Annotated in this window: 14 protein-coding genes; 7 read left to right on the forward strand and 7 right to left on the reverse strand. The window is 70.6% G+C overall.

Features of this window, described 5'->3' with window-relative positions; translation table 11 throughout:
• Positions 1-567 precede the first annotated feature (567 nt).
• Positions 568-1,245, forward strand: coding sequence for a TetR/AcrR family transcriptional regulator (locus KGQ19_RS41300; protein WP_212019728.1), 678 nt, complete (start codon positions 568-570; stop codon positions 1,243-1,245).
• Positions 1,246-1,375: 130 nt separating this feature from the next.
• Here KGQ19_RS41300 and KGQ19_RS41305 read toward each other — a convergent pair whose 3' ends face one another.
• A complete protein-coding gene (locus KGQ19_RS41305; protein WP_212019730.1) occupies positions 1,376-3,145 on the reverse strand; it encodes a CocE/NonD family hydrolase in 1,770 nt (589 codons plus the stop codon).
• Between the two features lie 283 nt (positions 3,146-3,428).
• On the opposite strand from KGQ19_RS41305, the gene KGQ19_RS41310 reads away from it, so the two are divergent.
• Positions 3,429-4,409, forward strand: a complete 981-nt coding sequence (locus tag KGQ19_RS41310) for a hypothetical protein (RefSeq protein ID WP_212019731.1) — start codon at positions 3,429-3,431, stop codon at positions 4,407-4,409.
• A 146-nt stretch (positions 4,410-4,555) separates the two neighbouring features.
• Positions 4,556-5,494 (forward strand): SDR family NAD(P)-dependent oxidoreductase, encoded by a 939-nt coding sequence (locus KGQ19_RS41315; RefSeq protein WP_212019733.1) that lies wholly within the window; start codon positions 4,556-4,558, stop codon positions 5,492-5,494.
• A 170-nt stretch (positions 5,495-5,664) separates the two neighbouring features.
• Here the strand turns inward: KGQ19_RS41315 and KGQ19_RS41320 are convergent, their stop codons facing one another.
• Positions 5,665-6,351 (reverse strand): YbhB/YbcL family Raf kinase inhibitor-like protein, encoded by a 687-nt coding sequence (locus KGQ19_RS41320; RefSeq protein WP_212019735.1) that lies wholly within the window; start codon positions 6,349-6,351, stop codon positions 5,665-5,667.
• Between the two features lie 175 nt (positions 6,352-6,526).
• The gene (locus KGQ19_RS41325) at positions 6,527-7,447 is read right to left on the reverse strand and encodes a LysR family transcriptional regulator (protein ID WP_212019737.1); all 921 of its coding nucleotides are present in this window, start codon (positions 7,445-7,447) and stop codon (positions 6,527-6,529) included.
• A gap of 116 nt (positions 7,448-7,563) precedes the next feature.
• On the opposite strand from KGQ19_RS41325, the gene KGQ19_RS41330 reads away from it, so the two are divergent.
• A complete protein-coding gene (locus tag KGQ19_RS41330) occupies positions 7,564-8,151 on the forward strand; it encodes a putative serine hydrolase (protein ID WP_212019739.1) in 588 nt (195 codons plus the stop codon).
• Between the two features lie 180 nt (positions 8,152-8,331).
• Positions 8,332-8,802, forward strand: coding sequence for an alpha/beta family hydrolase (locus KGQ19_RS41335; protein WP_212019741.1), 471 nt, complete (start codon positions 8,332-8,334; stop codon positions 8,800-8,802).
• Between the two features lie 180 nt (positions 8,803-8,982).
• Here KGQ19_RS41335 and KGQ19_RS41340 read toward each other — a convergent pair whose 3' ends face one another.
• Positions 8,983-9,441: a cupin domain-containing protein gene (locus tag KGQ19_RS41340; protein WP_212019743.1), complete on the reverse strand. Its 459-nt coding sequence runs from the start codon at positions 9,439-9,441 to the stop codon at positions 8,983-8,985.
• Between the two features lie 142 nt (positions 9,442-9,583).
• Here KGQ19_RS41340 and KGQ19_RS41345 point away from each other — a divergent pair, with 142 nt between their 5' ends.
• A complete protein-coding gene (locus tag KGQ19_RS41345) occupies positions 9,584-10,189 on the forward strand; it encodes a TetR/AcrR family transcriptional regulator (RefSeq protein ID WP_212019744.1) in 606 nt (201 codons plus the stop codon).
• Positions 10,190-10,356: 167 nt separating this feature from the next.
• On the opposite strand, the gene KGQ19_RS41350 is transcribed toward KGQ19_RS41345, so the two are convergent.
• Both KGQ19_RS41350 and KGQ19_RS41355 read right to left on the reverse strand, forming a co-directional pair.
• The gene (locus KGQ19_RS41350; RefSeq protein ID WP_212019746.1) at positions 10,357-11,565 is read right to left on the reverse strand and encodes an FAD-dependent oxidoreductase; all 1,209 of its coding nucleotides are present in this window, start codon (positions 11,563-11,565) and stop codon (positions 10,357-10,359) included.
• Between the two features lie 2 nt (positions 11,566-11,567).
• The gene (locus KGQ19_RS41355; RefSeq protein WP_212019748.1) at positions 11,568-12,791 is read right to left on the reverse strand and encodes an FAD-dependent oxidoreductase; all 1,224 of its coding nucleotides are present in this window, start codon (positions 12,789-12,791) and stop codon (positions 11,568-11,570) included.
• Positions 12,792-13,119: 328 nt separating this feature from the next.
• On the opposite strand from KGQ19_RS41355, the gene KGQ19_RS41360 reads away from it, so the two are divergent.
• Positions 13,120-13,968, forward strand: coding sequence for an alpha/beta fold hydrolase (locus KGQ19_RS41360; protein WP_212019750.1), 849 nt, complete (start codon positions 13,120-13,122; stop codon positions 13,966-13,968).
• Between the two features lie 173 nt (positions 13,969-14,141).
• On the opposite strand, the gene KGQ19_RS41365 is transcribed toward KGQ19_RS41360, so the two are convergent.
• A complete protein-coding gene (locus KGQ19_RS41365; RefSeq protein WP_212019752.1) occupies positions 14,142-15,173 on the reverse strand; it encodes an aldo/keto reductase in 1,032 nt (343 codons plus the stop codon).
• Positions 15,174-15,473 lie beyond the last annotated feature (300 nt).

Here is a 15,473-nt window from a genome sequence, read left to right on the forward strand (position 1 = left end):
CGGTTCGCGAACTGAACCCGAAGCTTCACGCGACGGCACGGATCCTTGACTGTCATCTGCACCAACATCGCCTGGGAGGCCGGGCCATCTCATGGTGCCCTGGGTCACCCTCATTTTCCGGCTAGCTCTTGACCTTGACCTTCAGCTCTTGATCTTGCTCTTGATCTGGCCTGTGCTGTTGATCTTGCCTGTGCCCTTGTTCTGACTTGCCGGTGTTGAAGAGGCCTGAGGTGGGGCGGGGTTGTGAACGCGTGAACCGGCAGCCGACAAACACACCCGCCGCCCCGAACCCCGAACCGGCACAACTATGACCGAAGGCGTAAAAATCGCCTTTCAAACCACCGACCAACCGCAACCCGGCTCGCAAACTTCATCCTCCTGCAAACTCCACCCGCGCCCAGTTCCACTTCCAGGTCCAGGTCCAGGTCCAGAATCCCGCAGCACCAGCCGGGAACCGATCCGTTCGGTGACCGACACGTCGCGAACTGCCGGGCAAGGTTTTGCCTGATGCGGTACTAGCATGGCGCGGACATGCTGGCCCCAGCGGAAGCGACGAGGATCTGTTGTATGCCCGTTGAACCGACCGAGCCGCGCAGGCGGCGTGTCGACGCCGAGCGCAACCGGCGGCGGATCCTCACCGGCGCGCGCGAGGTGTTCCGTGACCACGGTGTCGCCGCCACGCTCAATGACATCGCGCACCACGTCGGGATCGGGGTCGGCACCGTCTACCGCCACTTCTCCGACAAGGAGGAGCTGATCGACGCGCTGTTCGATGACATGGTCGAGACCGTTGACGGCTACCTGCGCGAGGCGCTGGAGGAGCCGGACGCCTGGCTCGGGCTGACCCGCGCGTTGGAGCGGACCTGCGAAGTCCAGGCCTTCGATCGCGGCCTGCGCGAGGTCATGCTCGGTACCGGACGCGGCCCGCAGCGGCAGCGGCAGATGCGGGACCGCGTCGCCCCCTCGGTCGACGCGCTGGTGGCCCGGGCCCAGGAGCAGGGCACGCTTCGAGCGGACGTCGTGCCGCCCGACTTCGCGGTCGTGCAGTTGATGCTGGGCGCGGTCAGCGACCACACCGGACAGCCGGAGCTCTGGCGCCGCTACCTCGTTCTGCTGGTCGACGGTCTGCGGGCGCGGCCGGAGAATGTTCAGATGCCTGAGTTGCAGGCGTCCGACGACGCCATGCAGGAGGCGCTTGCCGCGAGCAGTGCCCGGTCGGTCCGCGATTCCAAGTCCGGCCGGTAGAACACCGTTAGCGAGAACACGGTGAGTGCTCCGGCCGCGTGCGTGTGGGCCGGCGGCGCGTTGTCACTAGCGCACCACCAGCGCACCACCAGCCCACCGCCAACTCACGTTTCCACGTTCGTACCCGCTGTCAGGACGACGGTCCCCAGTCGGTCGGGCTGGCCGTGAACTGTTCCGGCGAGGCGAGCGGGAGGTCCAGCACGGACGGCGTGGACCCGCCGAACTGAACGGTGTAGGTGCCGCCGGCCAGGTTGGCCTGTTCCTGCGGGGTCGGCGTCACCGGGAAGTGGAAGTCGGCCGGCGTCTGGCTGGTGACCACCAGCTGGATGCGGTCGCCCGCGGGGATCAGGGTGAAGTTCGCCAGAAGCGCGATGTCGTACCGCGTTGTGCGGCCGGGGACGACCGGCTGCTGGCTCCATCGGGTGAACGGGTGCGACGGATCGAGCAGCACGCCGCCGGTGCCGTACAGACTCTGCGCGGGGTCGACGGCGCGCTGACTGCCGAGCAGCACGCCGTCGGCCTGCTTGACCACGGTGCCGTCCGGCGCCACGACGTTGAGCGTGGCGCTGAGTTCGGCGTCGGTCGTCGTCGAGGTCGCGTAGACCGTGAGGTCCGACGGCCCGTCGAGGACGGCGGAGCCGGTGAGCGGCGCTGTCGTGTAGGTCAGGGAGTTGGCGGTGCTGGCCGCGGCCCAGGTGAGCGTCCCGCTGCCGGCTGAAGACGACTTGGAGTTCGCCAGCGCGCCCGAGCCGGCCAGGTAGTACCTCTGCGCGGAGGGGGACGGCGGCCACGCGGCGGTGTCAACCCACTGCTTCGCGGTGTTCTCGAACAGGTGAAGCGGGGTCGAGGTGTCGGCCATGCCGGTGTGCTCGCCCTTGAGCCAGGTGTCGAACCACTCCAGGCGGATGTTCTCCAGCGTGGTCCCGTCCACGTTCTCGCCGTGGGTCCAGGGACCGACGATCGCCTGGTACCGGCCGGTGACCGGTTCGCCGGCGGTGATCGGGGCGGTGAGCGGGCGGTGGAAGTAGGCGTTCTGCGCGGCCGTGTAGTCGCCGAGATCCCCGCCGGGGAACAGGTCGTTCCAGCCGGCTTCGCTCAACGCCGGGATCCGGTTGGCGACGATCTGCGGCATCAGGCGCTGGGCGTCCAGGGACTGCCAGTACGCGTCATCGTACGAGCGCGATCCGCCGGTCGCTTGCTGCGCGATGGTGACCGACTGCGGATCGGTGGCCGGGTCGTCCTGCGGTCCGCGCGGTTCGGCCTGGGCGATTCCGGCGACGAACGGCGTGGGGATCCCGCCGTTCGCGGTCAGGTCGTCGTAGAAGTTCGAGTCGGTGCAGAACGGGGTGATCGCCTTGAGCGCCGAGTTCCGCCCGACGGCCGCCGCGGTGAACCACTGGTCGACTCCGAGGTAGGAGCAGCCGTCCAGCCCGACCTCGCCGTTCGATCCGGCCAGGGTATGCGCGGCCCAGTCCACCAGTTCCGCGCCGTCCTGCCCCTGGCGCTGACCGAACCAGGACACCTGCCCGCCCGAGGCCCCGGTACCGCGCACCGCGGACGCGACGTAGATGTACCCGCGTTGGACGAAGTAGTCCCCGGCCGTGGTCGGGTCTGAGTGTCCGGTGCCGTAAGGGTTCTGGGTGAGCAGCACCGGGAAGTCGCCGGCCGCCCGGGCTCCGGTCGCCGGGTCGGTCGGGTACACGACCTCAGTGGAGATCGTCACCCCGTCGTCCATCTTCACGGAGATGTCCACGGGCTGGCTCACCCCGTAGGCCGCCGCCTCCGGCTGCCAGGAACCGGCCGTACCGGCTCGGGACGGGGGTCCGGCGGCGGACGCCGCGGTCGGGACGATGCCCGCGGCGGTCAGCGCCGCCACGACGATCGGTATTCGGGCCTTCAACTCAGCCTCCGGTGATGTGGGTGGGATGGGTCGGGCCGGGCGAGCAGCCTGCGGGTGGCGTCGCCGCCGCCAAGAGACGACCGAACGTTCGGTAGTGTTCGCGCCTTCGCGGGAGGCGTCAAGAGGGCGTCCGGGATATGAGATATCCGGTATCCGTTTTTGCCGGATCGCCTGCTCCGGGCCCCGGGTACCGGGATCTGGCCGGTGCAAGGTAGCCTTCCGCGGTCATGTCCACAGTGCGGGCTCCGGGCGCCGCACTCGACGAGGGTGGGGAAGGCCGTCAGTGGCCAGGAACAAGGACAAGAACGTCGGCGACTCCGGGGAGGGGCCGATCCTCTCCGAGCAGGGGTGGGCCGAGTTCGAGCGGTCGTTCACCAAGGAGTCAGCCAAGAGCGCGGCCTACAAGGAGCCGTCGGCCCGGCAGCGCGAGCTGGCCGGGAAGTGGAAGAAGGACCAGCCGAAGGACACCGGGTGGCGCACCGACGGCGCGCGGGCGGATCTGAGCCCGAATCCGGCCGGCGGCGGCTCCGGCGAGTCCGGGGCTTCGGATGGCAAGCGTCGTCGGCCCTGGGCCCGGAGTCTGGCCGGGGTGCTGGTCGCGCTGCTGGTCACGGCCGCGATCATCGGGGGGCCGAAGCTGTTCTCCTCGTCGAAGACTTCCGACAGCGCTAAGCCGGGTACCCCGGTCGGCGGCACGACTCCGGCCGACACGTCGAGCCCGACCGGGCTCGCGGCGCCTGCCGCCTCCGCGGACGCCCCACCCGCGGGGGCCAGCCCGACCTCCACCAACGCCGACGACCGGTACTTCGACGGTTCCAAGTCGATGGACTGGCAGAACAATGCGGCCGGTATCGTGCCGCCGGCCGCGGCCCGCGTCGGCGACTATTCCGCGAAGACGGTCGGCGACGCGTACGCCGCGCTGCGCCAGATGCTGATAACCGCGGACCTGGACCCGGCGGTGCTCAAGGGCGCCGAACCGACCGCGGCGTTCAAACTGCTGGACCCCAGCGAGGGCATCAAGCAGGACTACGAGAAGCGGGTCGCCAAGCCCGGGCGCGGCGCCACCAACGATCCGAAGGCCTACGCCACCCGTTTCAACTACATAAATCCGGCGTTCGGCGGTGACGGCGGGGTCAACACCGGCAAGACCGTCGACCCGTACGCGACCACGCCGCCCCCGGCGCAGACCGGCGGGCCCTCCGGCGGACCGCCATCGTCGTCCTCGTCCTCGGCCACCGAGTGCGACGCCGTCAAACCGGTCTGATTCGACAGGCTCCAGTCTGAGTGTGCCGGGCGTGGTTGTCCTGGCCCCGGTGGTCCTAGGAAAACGCGACGGCTGGCTGACGGCGCGCCGTCGTCCGAGACTCGAGGTGAGACGAGGGAACTCCCAGAGCCAGCAGAGGGATCGCCATGAGCACCACGGAAACCGGAACCGTCCTCATCACCGGCCCGACCCGGGGCCTGGGCCGCGCCACCGCCCTGGCCCTGGGCGCCCGCCCGGACGGCGAACGCCCGGATCTGCTCCTGGTGGGCCGGCCGGGAACCGCGCTCGACGACGTCGCCCGGCAGGCGCGCGCCCGCGGAGCCAGGGTCCACACGATCGGTTGCGACCTGTCCCGGCTCGCCGACGTGCGGGCCGCGGCGACCGCCGCGCGCGACTTGCTGGACGCCGGAGCGGTGCGGCCGTTGCACGCGCTGATCGCCAACGCCGGCGCCATGTCCGCCGACACCCGGCAGTCCTCCGCCGACGGCTACGAGCTCACCTTCGCCGTCGGCTATCTCGCGCACGCGCGGCTCATCGCCGACCTGCGCGACTCGCTCACCGCTCCGGCACGCATCGTGCTGCTCGGATCGAACACCTACCACGCCAACGTCTATCGACGGCTGATGGGCGTTCCCGCCGCCGACTGGCGTGACCCGCTCGACCTGGCCCGCCCCGCGACCGGCGAGAAGAAGCCCGGCTTCAAGGCCACCGGCGTCGCCTACTCCAACGCCAAGCTGGCGATCCTCTACTACGCCCACGAACTCCAGCGCCACCTCGCCCCCGGCGTCAACGTCGCGGTATTCGAACCTGGCTGGATGCCCGGCACCGGCCTGGGCCGCGGGATGCCGGCGGCGGCCCAGGCGATGGGCCGAGGCCTCGGGCGGTTGCCCGGCGTGGCAACTCCGGAACGTTCGGGCCCGGCATTGGCCTCGGTGGCGCTGGACGGGAAGTGGGCGCACCTGCGGGACGGCGCGTTTGTGGTGCGGGACAAGGTGATCGAGGTACAGCCGGTCGCGCAGGACCGGGAGCGCGAAGAACGACTGTGGGAGGCCACCGCGCAGCTGCTCGACAAAGCACGGGGCTGACAGGAGTCCCCGCCGGGACCCGAGCGTGCCTGCCGGAGGGTCGACGGCGCCGGGCCGACACCCCTGTGACTACAGCGAACCCCAGGTCGGCGTTTGCCGACCTGGGGGGCATCGCGCTGAGGGGTCTGGTCGATCAGCGTCTTGAGCGCGTCGGGACCGAAGCGGTCCGGCTACTTCGCCGGGGCCATGGTCGGGAAGACCAGCGAGGCCCGGGCGATGGTGTGGCTGTCGATCTCGAAGTTGAGCAGGGCACCGCTGGTGGTCGCGCCGAGTCCGGTGGTGGGCTCGTCCAGGGCGGTGATGGTGATGTAGTAGTCGTGGATGCCGGAGCCGGCGGACGGGGCCGCGCCGATGTAGCGGTCCGCGCCGGCGTCGCCTTCGAGCTGGATGGCGCCGGCGGGCAGGGTGGCGGAGTCGAGCGCGCCCGCGTTCTCCGGCAGGCTGCTGGTGGTGGCCGGGATGTCCTCCACGATCCAGTGGAAGAAGCCGGCCTGGGTCGGCGCCTCCGGGTCGTACATCGAGACCACGAAGCTCTTGGTCTGCTTGGGGAAGCCGCGCCAGGACAGCTGCGGCGAGATGTCCTTGCCGCCGGGCACTCCGAAGATCCCCGACCACTGCGCGAGCGGCAGCGGGTGCCCCTTGCGCGCGGTGGTGCTGGACGCGGTGAAGGTGGGCACCTTCGGCAGGAACTCGTACGGGTCCGGCAGGCGGTGGTGGCGGGACGAGCCGTCGTGGTCCCCGGCCGCGGCTGACGCGCCGTTCGCGGCGGCGCTGCCGGCGCCGAAGGTGTAGGCGGCGCCGACGCCGAGCCCGAGAGCCACGGTGGCGGCGGCGATCCTCAGTTTGCTGATCTTCATGTCGCGCGGTCCTTCCTCACGATCGGGCCGGCCGCCCGGCGGCGGCCGTGAGCGTCTTCGGCCTCTGACTCGGTGCCGTTCGGCGCTTGGAAGGGATCGTCTCTGACGCGCATTTATTTGTCCAAGAACTAGAATCACTGATTTCCATAAACTCAGTGCATGCCACGGTGGGCAGTCACTGCGTCGGCGGCCCGAGCCGATCGGTGATGTGCGTCGGGGTGACGAGGGTTTCGACCGAGATGGCGGAGACGAAGGCCGCGGTGATCGGGTCGGGGCGCACTCTGGTGTAGACCGACAGGGGCCGCAGGACGGGCGGGTCGGGACGCAGCAGGGTGCCGTCGAAGTGCGGGGGAACGATGTTGCCGGGCAGCAGGGCCAGGCCGATCCCCGCGCGGGCCAGGCTGAGCGCGGACGCGCTTTGTTCGGTGCGGACCGAGAGCCTGGGACTGAAGCCGGCTTGCCCGCAGGCGTCGTTGAGGATGTCGGACAAGCCGCTGCGCGCGGTGTAGTGCACCCACTCCTGCCGCGCGAGCTCGACCATCGGGACCTGCGCGCCGTCGGGATAGGGCAGGGCGTCGGGAGCCGCGGCGATGACGAACTCTTCGACGCCGATCGTTCGGCAGGGTCCGTCCCAGTCCGGCGGGGTGGGGCCGACCGCGACGTCGGCCGCTCCGGCTTCCATCGCCGCGATCAGCTCGTTGGTGTGGGGGAACTCGACCAGGTGGACCTGCAGCTCGGGGTAGCTGCGCCGCCAGGTGCGCAGCGCGCCGGGCAACACCCCGGTGCTGATCGAGTAGAGGGTGCCCACGTGCAGCTCACCGGTCTCCACGCCGGATGCCCGGCGGGCGGCGCTGGACGCGCGCTGCGCGTGGGCCAGACTCGCCCGAGCGTGCGGCAGGGCGGTACGGCCGGCCGGAGTGAGCCGGACCTGGCGCGGCAGGCGTTCGAGCAGCGGCCCGCCCAGCTCGCGTTCCAGGGCCTGGATCTGGTGGGACAGGCCCGGCTGGCTCATGCCGAGCACTTCCGCCGCGCGGGTGAACGAGCCCTCGTCGACGACGGTGATGAAGTACTCGAGTTGGCGCAGGGAAACCGTCATGCAAAAAATCTATCAGTTCGAGAACTTTCATTTGTTGGACATATGGATAGCCGTCGCCGCAGGATGAAGCACAGGGCCCACTCACACCCAGAGCCAACTCCCCACGGCGGTGACCCATGTCCGACCTACGCGTACTGTGCCTGCACGGCTACCACGGCAGCGGCGCGATCCTGCGCGATCAGATGGCATCGCTGACCCGCTCCCTGCCCGCGAACATCGAGCTCGTCTACGTCGACGCACCCTCCCTGGCCACCGGCGACTTCGGCTGGTGGCACGAGGGCTTCGACGGTTGGGAACGCACCCGAGACTGGGCGATCGAGCTGGTGTGTGCCGGACCCCGGTTCGACGGGGTCTTCGGCTTCAGCCAAGGAGCGGCCCTGGCCGGTCTGCTCACCGCGGTCCAGGAGAGCGGGACCGCGCCGCCCGAATTCCACTTCCGCTTCGCCGCCATGGTCGGCGGCTTCACCAGCGATCTGCCGAAACACGCCGTGCTGTTCCAGCACGAACTCACCACCCCCTCCGTCCACGTCATCGGCCGCGGCGACGTGATCGTGCCGCGCAAGGACTCGCTGCGGCTGGCCGACCGGTTCGCCGACCCGCTGGTCATCGAGCACTCCGGCGGCCACATCGTTCCCGGCCACGACGCGGTGGCCGGGCCGATCGCCGCATTCCTCGGCGCTCGCAAGGAGGCGGATGATGAATGACCGCGCGAATCCGAGGACTGACCGCGCGAAGCCGGTGCATGACCGAGTGAACCAGAGGCCTGACACCGGGCCGACGATGGAGCTCGTGCCCACCCCCGTCGGCCCGGCGGGAATCACCTGGTACCCCGCCCCGGGCGAGGCGCGCGCCGTGTCCTGCTCGGCCACGGCACAGCCACCGGAGTGGAGGCGGCAGACCTGCAAGCAATCGCCGCCGCCCTGCCGCCTCGGGGTATCAGCGTCGCGTTGGTCACCCAGCCGTATCGGCTGAACCGTGCCCGCAGCGGTTCCGACGAGCCGTCGCTCGACACCGCCTGGCGCGCCGTCCGGCCGAGTGCCGCCGAGCTGGGCGTCCCCATCATCTCCGGCGGCCGTAGCGCTGGATCCCAAGTGGCCTGCCGCACCGCCGAAGAACTCGGCGCGCACGCCGTACTCGCCCTGGCCTATCCGCTGCTCGGACCCGGCAGTCCCCGAGAGCTGCTCGCCACCGGCCGACCCACCCTCATCCGCTTCGGCACCGACTGGCCCGCCGCCCCGGAACCCACGGTCGTGCGCAACATCGCCGACCTCACCGCCTTCGACGGCTTCACCGCTGACGAACTGCGGGGCGTGGAGCGCGACAATGCGCTCACGCTGTTCCCGCGTTTCGCCTGAGGGTTGCCCGGGGCGCCCGAGGACGCGAAGGCCGCGAGTCCGGGGTCTGAATCAGGTGTGCGGCCGCGACCATCGCGACCACCGTGACGATGCGTCGCCGCTCCCTGATCGCCGGGGTCGGAATCGCCGGGGTCGGAATCGGCGGGACCTGGGCGTGCAACGCCTGCAAGCCAAGGTGCGTCAGGCGTACTCGGTCGTGGGGGTCGTGGCGTAGCGGGGCATGGTGTCGGCGGTGGCATCCTGTATCGACGCGCCGGCGGACATGGCGTCGTGCACGTCGCGGAAGTACTGCACGTACAGGTCGGGGGTGAAGGTGTTGACCATCACCAGTGGTTCGTCGCCGGGGTTGGCGAAGGTGTGCGGTGCGCCGGGCGGCACCATCACCAGCGTTCCGGGCGGGGCTACGTAGTCGTCGGGTCCGACGGTGAAGCGTGCGGTGCCGGAGACGACGTAGAACCCTTCGTCGTGCTCGGCGTGGCGGTGCTGGGGCGGGCCGGGGCTGTGCGGGGCGAGGGTGATCTCGGCGATGCCGAGGCGGTGGCCGGTGGTGGCGCCGTCCTCCAGGATGCGGAGGCGGGCCGGGCCGAGGCTGACTTGTTCGCCGTCGTCCGGGGTGACGACGGAGACCGGGATGGTCATGGTGCTCCTGAAGGGGGTTTGGTGAGGGTGGACTCTCATGAGAGTAGTCGGGCGGCTCGCTTTCGTGCAAGCTAACTCTTATGATGCAGGTTGACTTGCTGAAGCTGAGTCCCCGACCAGTCGCGCCGCGCAGGAGGCCCCGATGAGCACCACGACCGCCCAGGAATCATCCGGCCGTGCGAACCAGAAGCGGCGCACGCACGCGGCGATCGTCAAGGCGGCGGCCGACCTGATGCTGACCGGCGGCGAGGTCACGATGCCCGAGGTGGCCAAGGCCGCGCTGGTCTCGGAGGCGACGGCCTACCGTTACTTCCCGGATCTGGCCAGCCTGCTGGCCGAGTCGATGGCCGACACGCTCCCGGACCCGGCCGAGGCGTTCGCCGCGCTCGCGGACTCGGCCGACGCCGCCGTTCGGGTCGCCGCCGCCGCGGAACACCTGGCCCGGCTGGTCCTGGCACGGGCCGGGGCGGTGCGCGCGATGATCGCCGCGACGATCGTGCGTCCGGAAACGGCGACACGCCGACCGGGCCTGCGGTTCGCCCTCATCGAGCAGGCGCTGCGGCCGTGGGCCGACAGCGCCGACGGCGAGACGTTGGGCAATCTCAAGCGCGACCTGTCGGTCGTCATGGGAGCGGAGGCGCTTTTCTCCCTGATGGACATGGGCGGACTCGGCCCGGAGGACGCGGTCGCCAGCATCGTGCGGACGGCGACCACGCTCACGCGGGCCGCGCTGCCCCAGGGACGATAGCGGTCGTCCCGGCTTCACCCGCTCGCACAGCGGGATTCCCTATGTCTACGGGAACTCGGCGTCAACGGGAGCTCGGCGTCAACGGGAGCTCGGCGCCGACGCTGTGACCTGGAATCACGGCCGCCGGCGCCTTCGGTCTTCGGATCGAAGGCGCCGACGGCGCGGTGTCACCCGGGCAATGGGCGGTGTCCGATGACGCGCCGGCCCATGGCGGCCGAGTCGCGGACCGCGGCGAAGCCGTAGTCGCGCATCGCCGCCTCATAGTCCGAGATCGCCGTGATCAGGGGTTTGCGATCCTCGGCAGCCGCCACCAGCTCCGTCCCGAGGGTCAGCGCGTCACGCAGGGCGGTGTTCGCGCCGATGCCGAGCGCCGGGCTCATGGCGTGGACCGCGTCGCCCATGACTGTCACGTTCCCCGGCGGCCAGGCCGGTATCGGGAGGCTGCTGCGCAGCACCAGCGGCTGCACCGTGTCCAGGTCCCACAGGCCGATCAGCTCCACGACCGCGGGGTGCCAGTCGCAGACACGGTCCAGGGCCAGCGTCCGCAGTTCCCGTCCTGATGCCGCGGACAACTCGGCGTCCGGCGGCATCCGATCGGCGACGGCGCTGAAGATGACCAGTGCGAAGTCGCTCGCGGCCTCGTGCCGGAACGCCTCGTCGCGCTCGGCGATCAGCGGCGAGGCCGGGTCGCTGCGTTCCAGCGGGCCGAACGTGACCATGTCGTGGTGCGCGTCGGAGATCAGGGTGAACGTCGAATACAGCTCGCGCGGGATCCGCGCCCTGGTGGAGTCGTCCAGTGGCACCTTGGCGGCGATGTGCCGCGCGCCCAGGTCCACGACCTGGGCGCGCGGCAGCAACTGCCTCCTGACGGCCGAATGCACGCCGTCCGCGGCGACCAGCACATCGGCCGTGGCACCGTCGCCCGGACGTACCGCGACGCGCCCGGCCTGGTCGTGGCGGTAGCCGGTGACCCGCGTGCCGAACCGGACCCGGCCCTCCAGGCCGGTGATCAGGATCCTGCGCAGCGTCGACCGGTCGGCGACCAGGTGCTCGGGCAGGCCGCCGCCCGCCGCGATGCCCACCGAGCCGCTGATGTCGCGGGCCGGACCGGGGTCGAGGTGTTCGTCGAAGTGCAGGATGGCCTGCCGCGGGATGCCGGCGGTGGCGAGGAACAGATCCCGCAGCCGGGGTTCGAGCACCGCGGACAACACCGAGGTTCCGGTGGAGTTGATGTGCAGCCGGTAGCCGGGTTCGCGGGAGGTCAGATCGGCGTCCCGCTCATATACGGTCACATCCACTCCGTGCCGGTGCAGGTAGTGGGCCAGCGCGAGCCCGGCCAGGCCGGCGCCGGCGATGGCGACGCTGAAGTCTGGCATCCTCAGGCCCGCCGTTCGGCGGGCTCGGGCAGCTGGTTCTGCCCGACCAGGCGGTGGCCGCGCTCGGCGGACTCGCGCACCGCGGCGAAGCCGTAGCCGAGCATCTCGCGCTGGTAGCGGTCCAGGGCCTCGGTCGCCGGTGACCCGGCGGTCGCGGCGTCGGCCAGGCGGGCGGTCAGGACCTGCGCGTCGCGCAGCGCGGTGTTGGCGCCGACGCCGATGGCCGGGCTCATGGCGTGCACGGCGTCGCCGAGCAAGGCGACGGGGCCGGGGTCCCAGCCGTCGTGCGGGACGCTGGACCGCACCGACACCGGGAAGATCGACGCGGCGTCCTGGGCCGCGATGATCCGGCGGACGGCCGGATCCCAGCCGTCGGTCTGCGCCAGCTCCAGATCACGCAACCGGGCACCGGGCAGTGCGAACAGCTCCGCGTCGGTCGGCATCAGCTCACTGCGGGCGCCGAAGACGCAGGTGAGGTAGTCGCTGTCGTCGGACAGCGCGATGCCGGGGGCATGTGCGTCCACCGCCGCTCGCATCGACTGCCGGTACTGGACCGGAGCCAGACCGACGAAACGCTTGTCCGGGCCGGTGACCGTGGTCCACAGGCCCAGCAGGTCGGCCGGGACCAGCGCGGCGGCGTCCGGGCCGGCCAGCGGGACCTTGCCGTACAGCAGGCGCAGCCCGGCGTCCATGACCTGGGTACCGGGCATGAGCTGGGCGCGGACGGCGGAGTTGACGCCGTCCGCGCCGATGAGGATGTCGCCGTCGGCGGTGCGGCCGTCGGCGAAGTGCGCGGTCACTGTGCCGTCGGCGTGCGTGGTGTAGCGCGTGAGCCGGGCGTCGTAGCGCACTGCGTCGCTGAACCCGGCCAGCAGGATCTCGCGCAGGGTCCTGCGGTTGACCGCCAGGTGGCCGCCGCCGGGCAGGGTGTCGTCGGTCGGCAGTGTCTGACCGTGCAGCAGCTGAAGCCGGTCGTCGAGGGTGGCCATGCGGCCGCCGGGCATCCCGGCGGTGGCGGCCGACAACGCGAAGGCGGACGGCGAGAGCACCGTTCGCAGGGCATTGATCCCGTCGGCGTTGATACGGATGCGGTAGCCCTGGTTGCGGAAGGCCGCGGTCGCGTCCTTCTCGAACACGGCGACTTCGATACCCGCGCCGCGCAGGCCCTGGGCGAGGGCGAGCCCGCCGATACCGGCGCCGACCACGAGAACTCTGAGGGGTGACATGAAGGAGGTCCCTTCTCGGTGAACAGATCACGAAAAGGGACGCACAGGATGCGCCCTGAAAAGGGCGCCGTACGAGCGGAGCGAATCCGCCATCCGGACTACCTACCGGACTGTGGCTTTCGTACGTCCGCCACGACAGTAACACCAACGGGCCCTGATACGGCAAGCCGTCCGACTCCTCGCCAGGTCGGCGGCGCGATTCGGGGACTGGGCGGAAACTTTGATGGGAGCTAACTCTCACGACGAGAGTCAACACTTGACGCGGCGAGCGCGAGAGCCCTATCTTCATGAGTGCCAGCTCTCATGAAATCGCTCCGAAGGACTCCCCATGAGCACTCCGATCACGACCACCGCCGCTTCCCGTACCCTGACGATCGCGACCGGCATGGCGATCACCGTCACCGAGTTCGGTACCGACACGGCGGGCACCGGCGTCCTCTACCTGCACGGCGGCGCGGGCCCGCGCACGATGCTCGGCCTGGCCGGCGCGCTGGCCGAGCACGCGTACGGCATCGTCCCGACCCACCCCGGCTTCGACGGCATACCGCGCCCGGACCGCTTCGACAGCATGGCCGACCTCGCCGAGGCGTATCTGGACCTGCTCGACGAGCTCGACCTGCGCGACGTCATGGTGATCGGCAACTCCGTCGGCGGCTGGATCGCCTCGGAGATGGCCCTGCGCGACAACCGCCACCGGATCGGCGCCATCGTCCTGATCAACGCCACCGGCATCAAGGCCGCGGGAGAGGAGCAGGTCACGGACGTCCGGGGGATGGCGCCGGCGCAGATGAGCGAGCTGTCGTTCGCGAACGCCGCCTTCCGCCCGGACTTCGCCGCGCTCACCGACGAGCAGCGCGCCGGGATGGCCGCCAACCAGCGGACGCTGGCGGTCTACTCCGGCGGGGCGTTCACCCACGACCCCAAGCTGCGCCGCCGCCTGCACCGCATCAGCATCCCGGCCCTCGTCATCTGGGGCGAGACCGACGGCATCTCCCCGCTGGCCTACGGCCGCGACTACGCCGCCGCGTTCGGCGACGGCCACTTCGCCCCGATCGCCGAGGCGGGCCACTTCCCGCAGATCGAGCAGCTCGGCGCGACGCTCGGCGCGATCGGGGACTTCGTCGAGACCGTCGTCAAGGACACCGTCGTCAAGGACACCGTCATCAAGCCGGCCTGACGGTCCTGGGCCGGCCCGGCGTCGCCGGAGCCTGAACGCGCACGCGGCCGACGACCCGAGAAGGCTCGCGCCGACCACCACCACGCCGATCACCGCCACGCCGAGCAGAGCGTTGCGCGGTGATCGGCGTGGTGGTGGTCGGCGTGGTGGTCGGCGCGGCCGTGGTCGCGACGTCAGGCGGCGGGGTCCAGGACCCGCGAGCGCTGGTGGATCCCTGGTGCGCCGTACGGGTAGTCGGCCACGATGGGCGAGCTGGCTTCGGACAGTACAGCTGTCTCCTTGTCCGACAGGTGCAGCCCGGCGGCGGCGAGGTTGTCGTCCAGTTGCTCGACCGTGCGTGCGCCGAGGATCACCGAGGTGACCGCGGGCCGGTCCGCGACCCAGGCCAGCGCGGCCTGTGCCAGGGAGACGCCGCGGCCGTCGGCGACCTGGCGGAGCGTGTCGATGACCTGCCAGGTGCGTTCCTGGGCGTTGCGGGGGGCGTAGGCCTCCATGCCGCGCTTGGGGTCCTCGCCGAGGCGGGTCGCGCCGGAGGGGGTGTGGTCGCGCGGGTACTTCCCGCTCAGCCAGCCGCCGGCCAGCGGTGACCAGGGCAGGATCCCGATGCCTTCGTTGCGGCACACGTCGACCAGCTCGAACTCGATGTCGCGCACCAGCAGGTTGTACTGGGGTTGCAGCGTCACGATCGGCGCGAGTCCGCGGAACTGGGTCAGCAGTGCCGCCTTCTGCAGCTGCCAGCCGAGGAAGTTGCTGACGCCGGGGTAGCGGATCTTGCCGGCGCGGACCGCGTCGTCGAAGAAGCCGAGCGTCTCCTCGATCGGGGTCAGCGGGTCCCAGGCGTGGGCCTGATACAGGTCGACGGTCTCGATCCCGAGCCGGCGCAGGCTCGCGTCCAGGGCCCGGGTCAGGTGGGTCCGGGTCAGGCCGGCGTCGTTGGGCCCGGCGCCCATCGGAAAGCGCCCCTTCGTCGCGATGACGAGCTGATCGCGCGTTCCCGGCCGGGCGGCGAGCCAACGGCCGATGATCTCCTCGGAGACGCCGCCGGAGTAGACGTCGGCGGTGTCGATGAAGTTCCCCCCGGCCTCGACGAAGCGGTCGAGCTGGGCGTGGGACACCTCCTGGCTGCTCTCGTTGCCGAACGTCATCGTGCCCAGGCACTGCGCGGACACCACAGTGCCGGTGCTGCCCAGGGTGCGGTATTCCATCGGTCTGCCTCCATCTTCGAGTTCTGGTCCTGAGTCTGTCGGGCGATGATTGAGCGGTCCAACAGAAGAATTCGATCGCTGTGATCGGTCAGGGTGCTGAATCGCGCCGCAACAGTCCGGGCCAACACGTGGTGATTCCTCGTCATCCTGGAACTGGCGTCGGACTCCGCACGACTAGGGTTGTCACGTGGTCGACGGATTGGACGGCGCGCACCGGCTTTCGCGGTGGGCGAGGTGGTGCGGGTGGGTGGCCGTCGCGGCGGCGATGCCGACCGTCGTGTGGCGGGTGGTGGTCGGGGC

The organism is Catenulispora pinistramenti (genome assembly GCF_018274385.1).
GTDB classification, from domain to species: domain Bacteria; phylum Actinomycetota; class Actinomycetes; order Streptomycetales; family Catenulisporaceae; genus Catenulispora; species Catenulispora pinistramenti.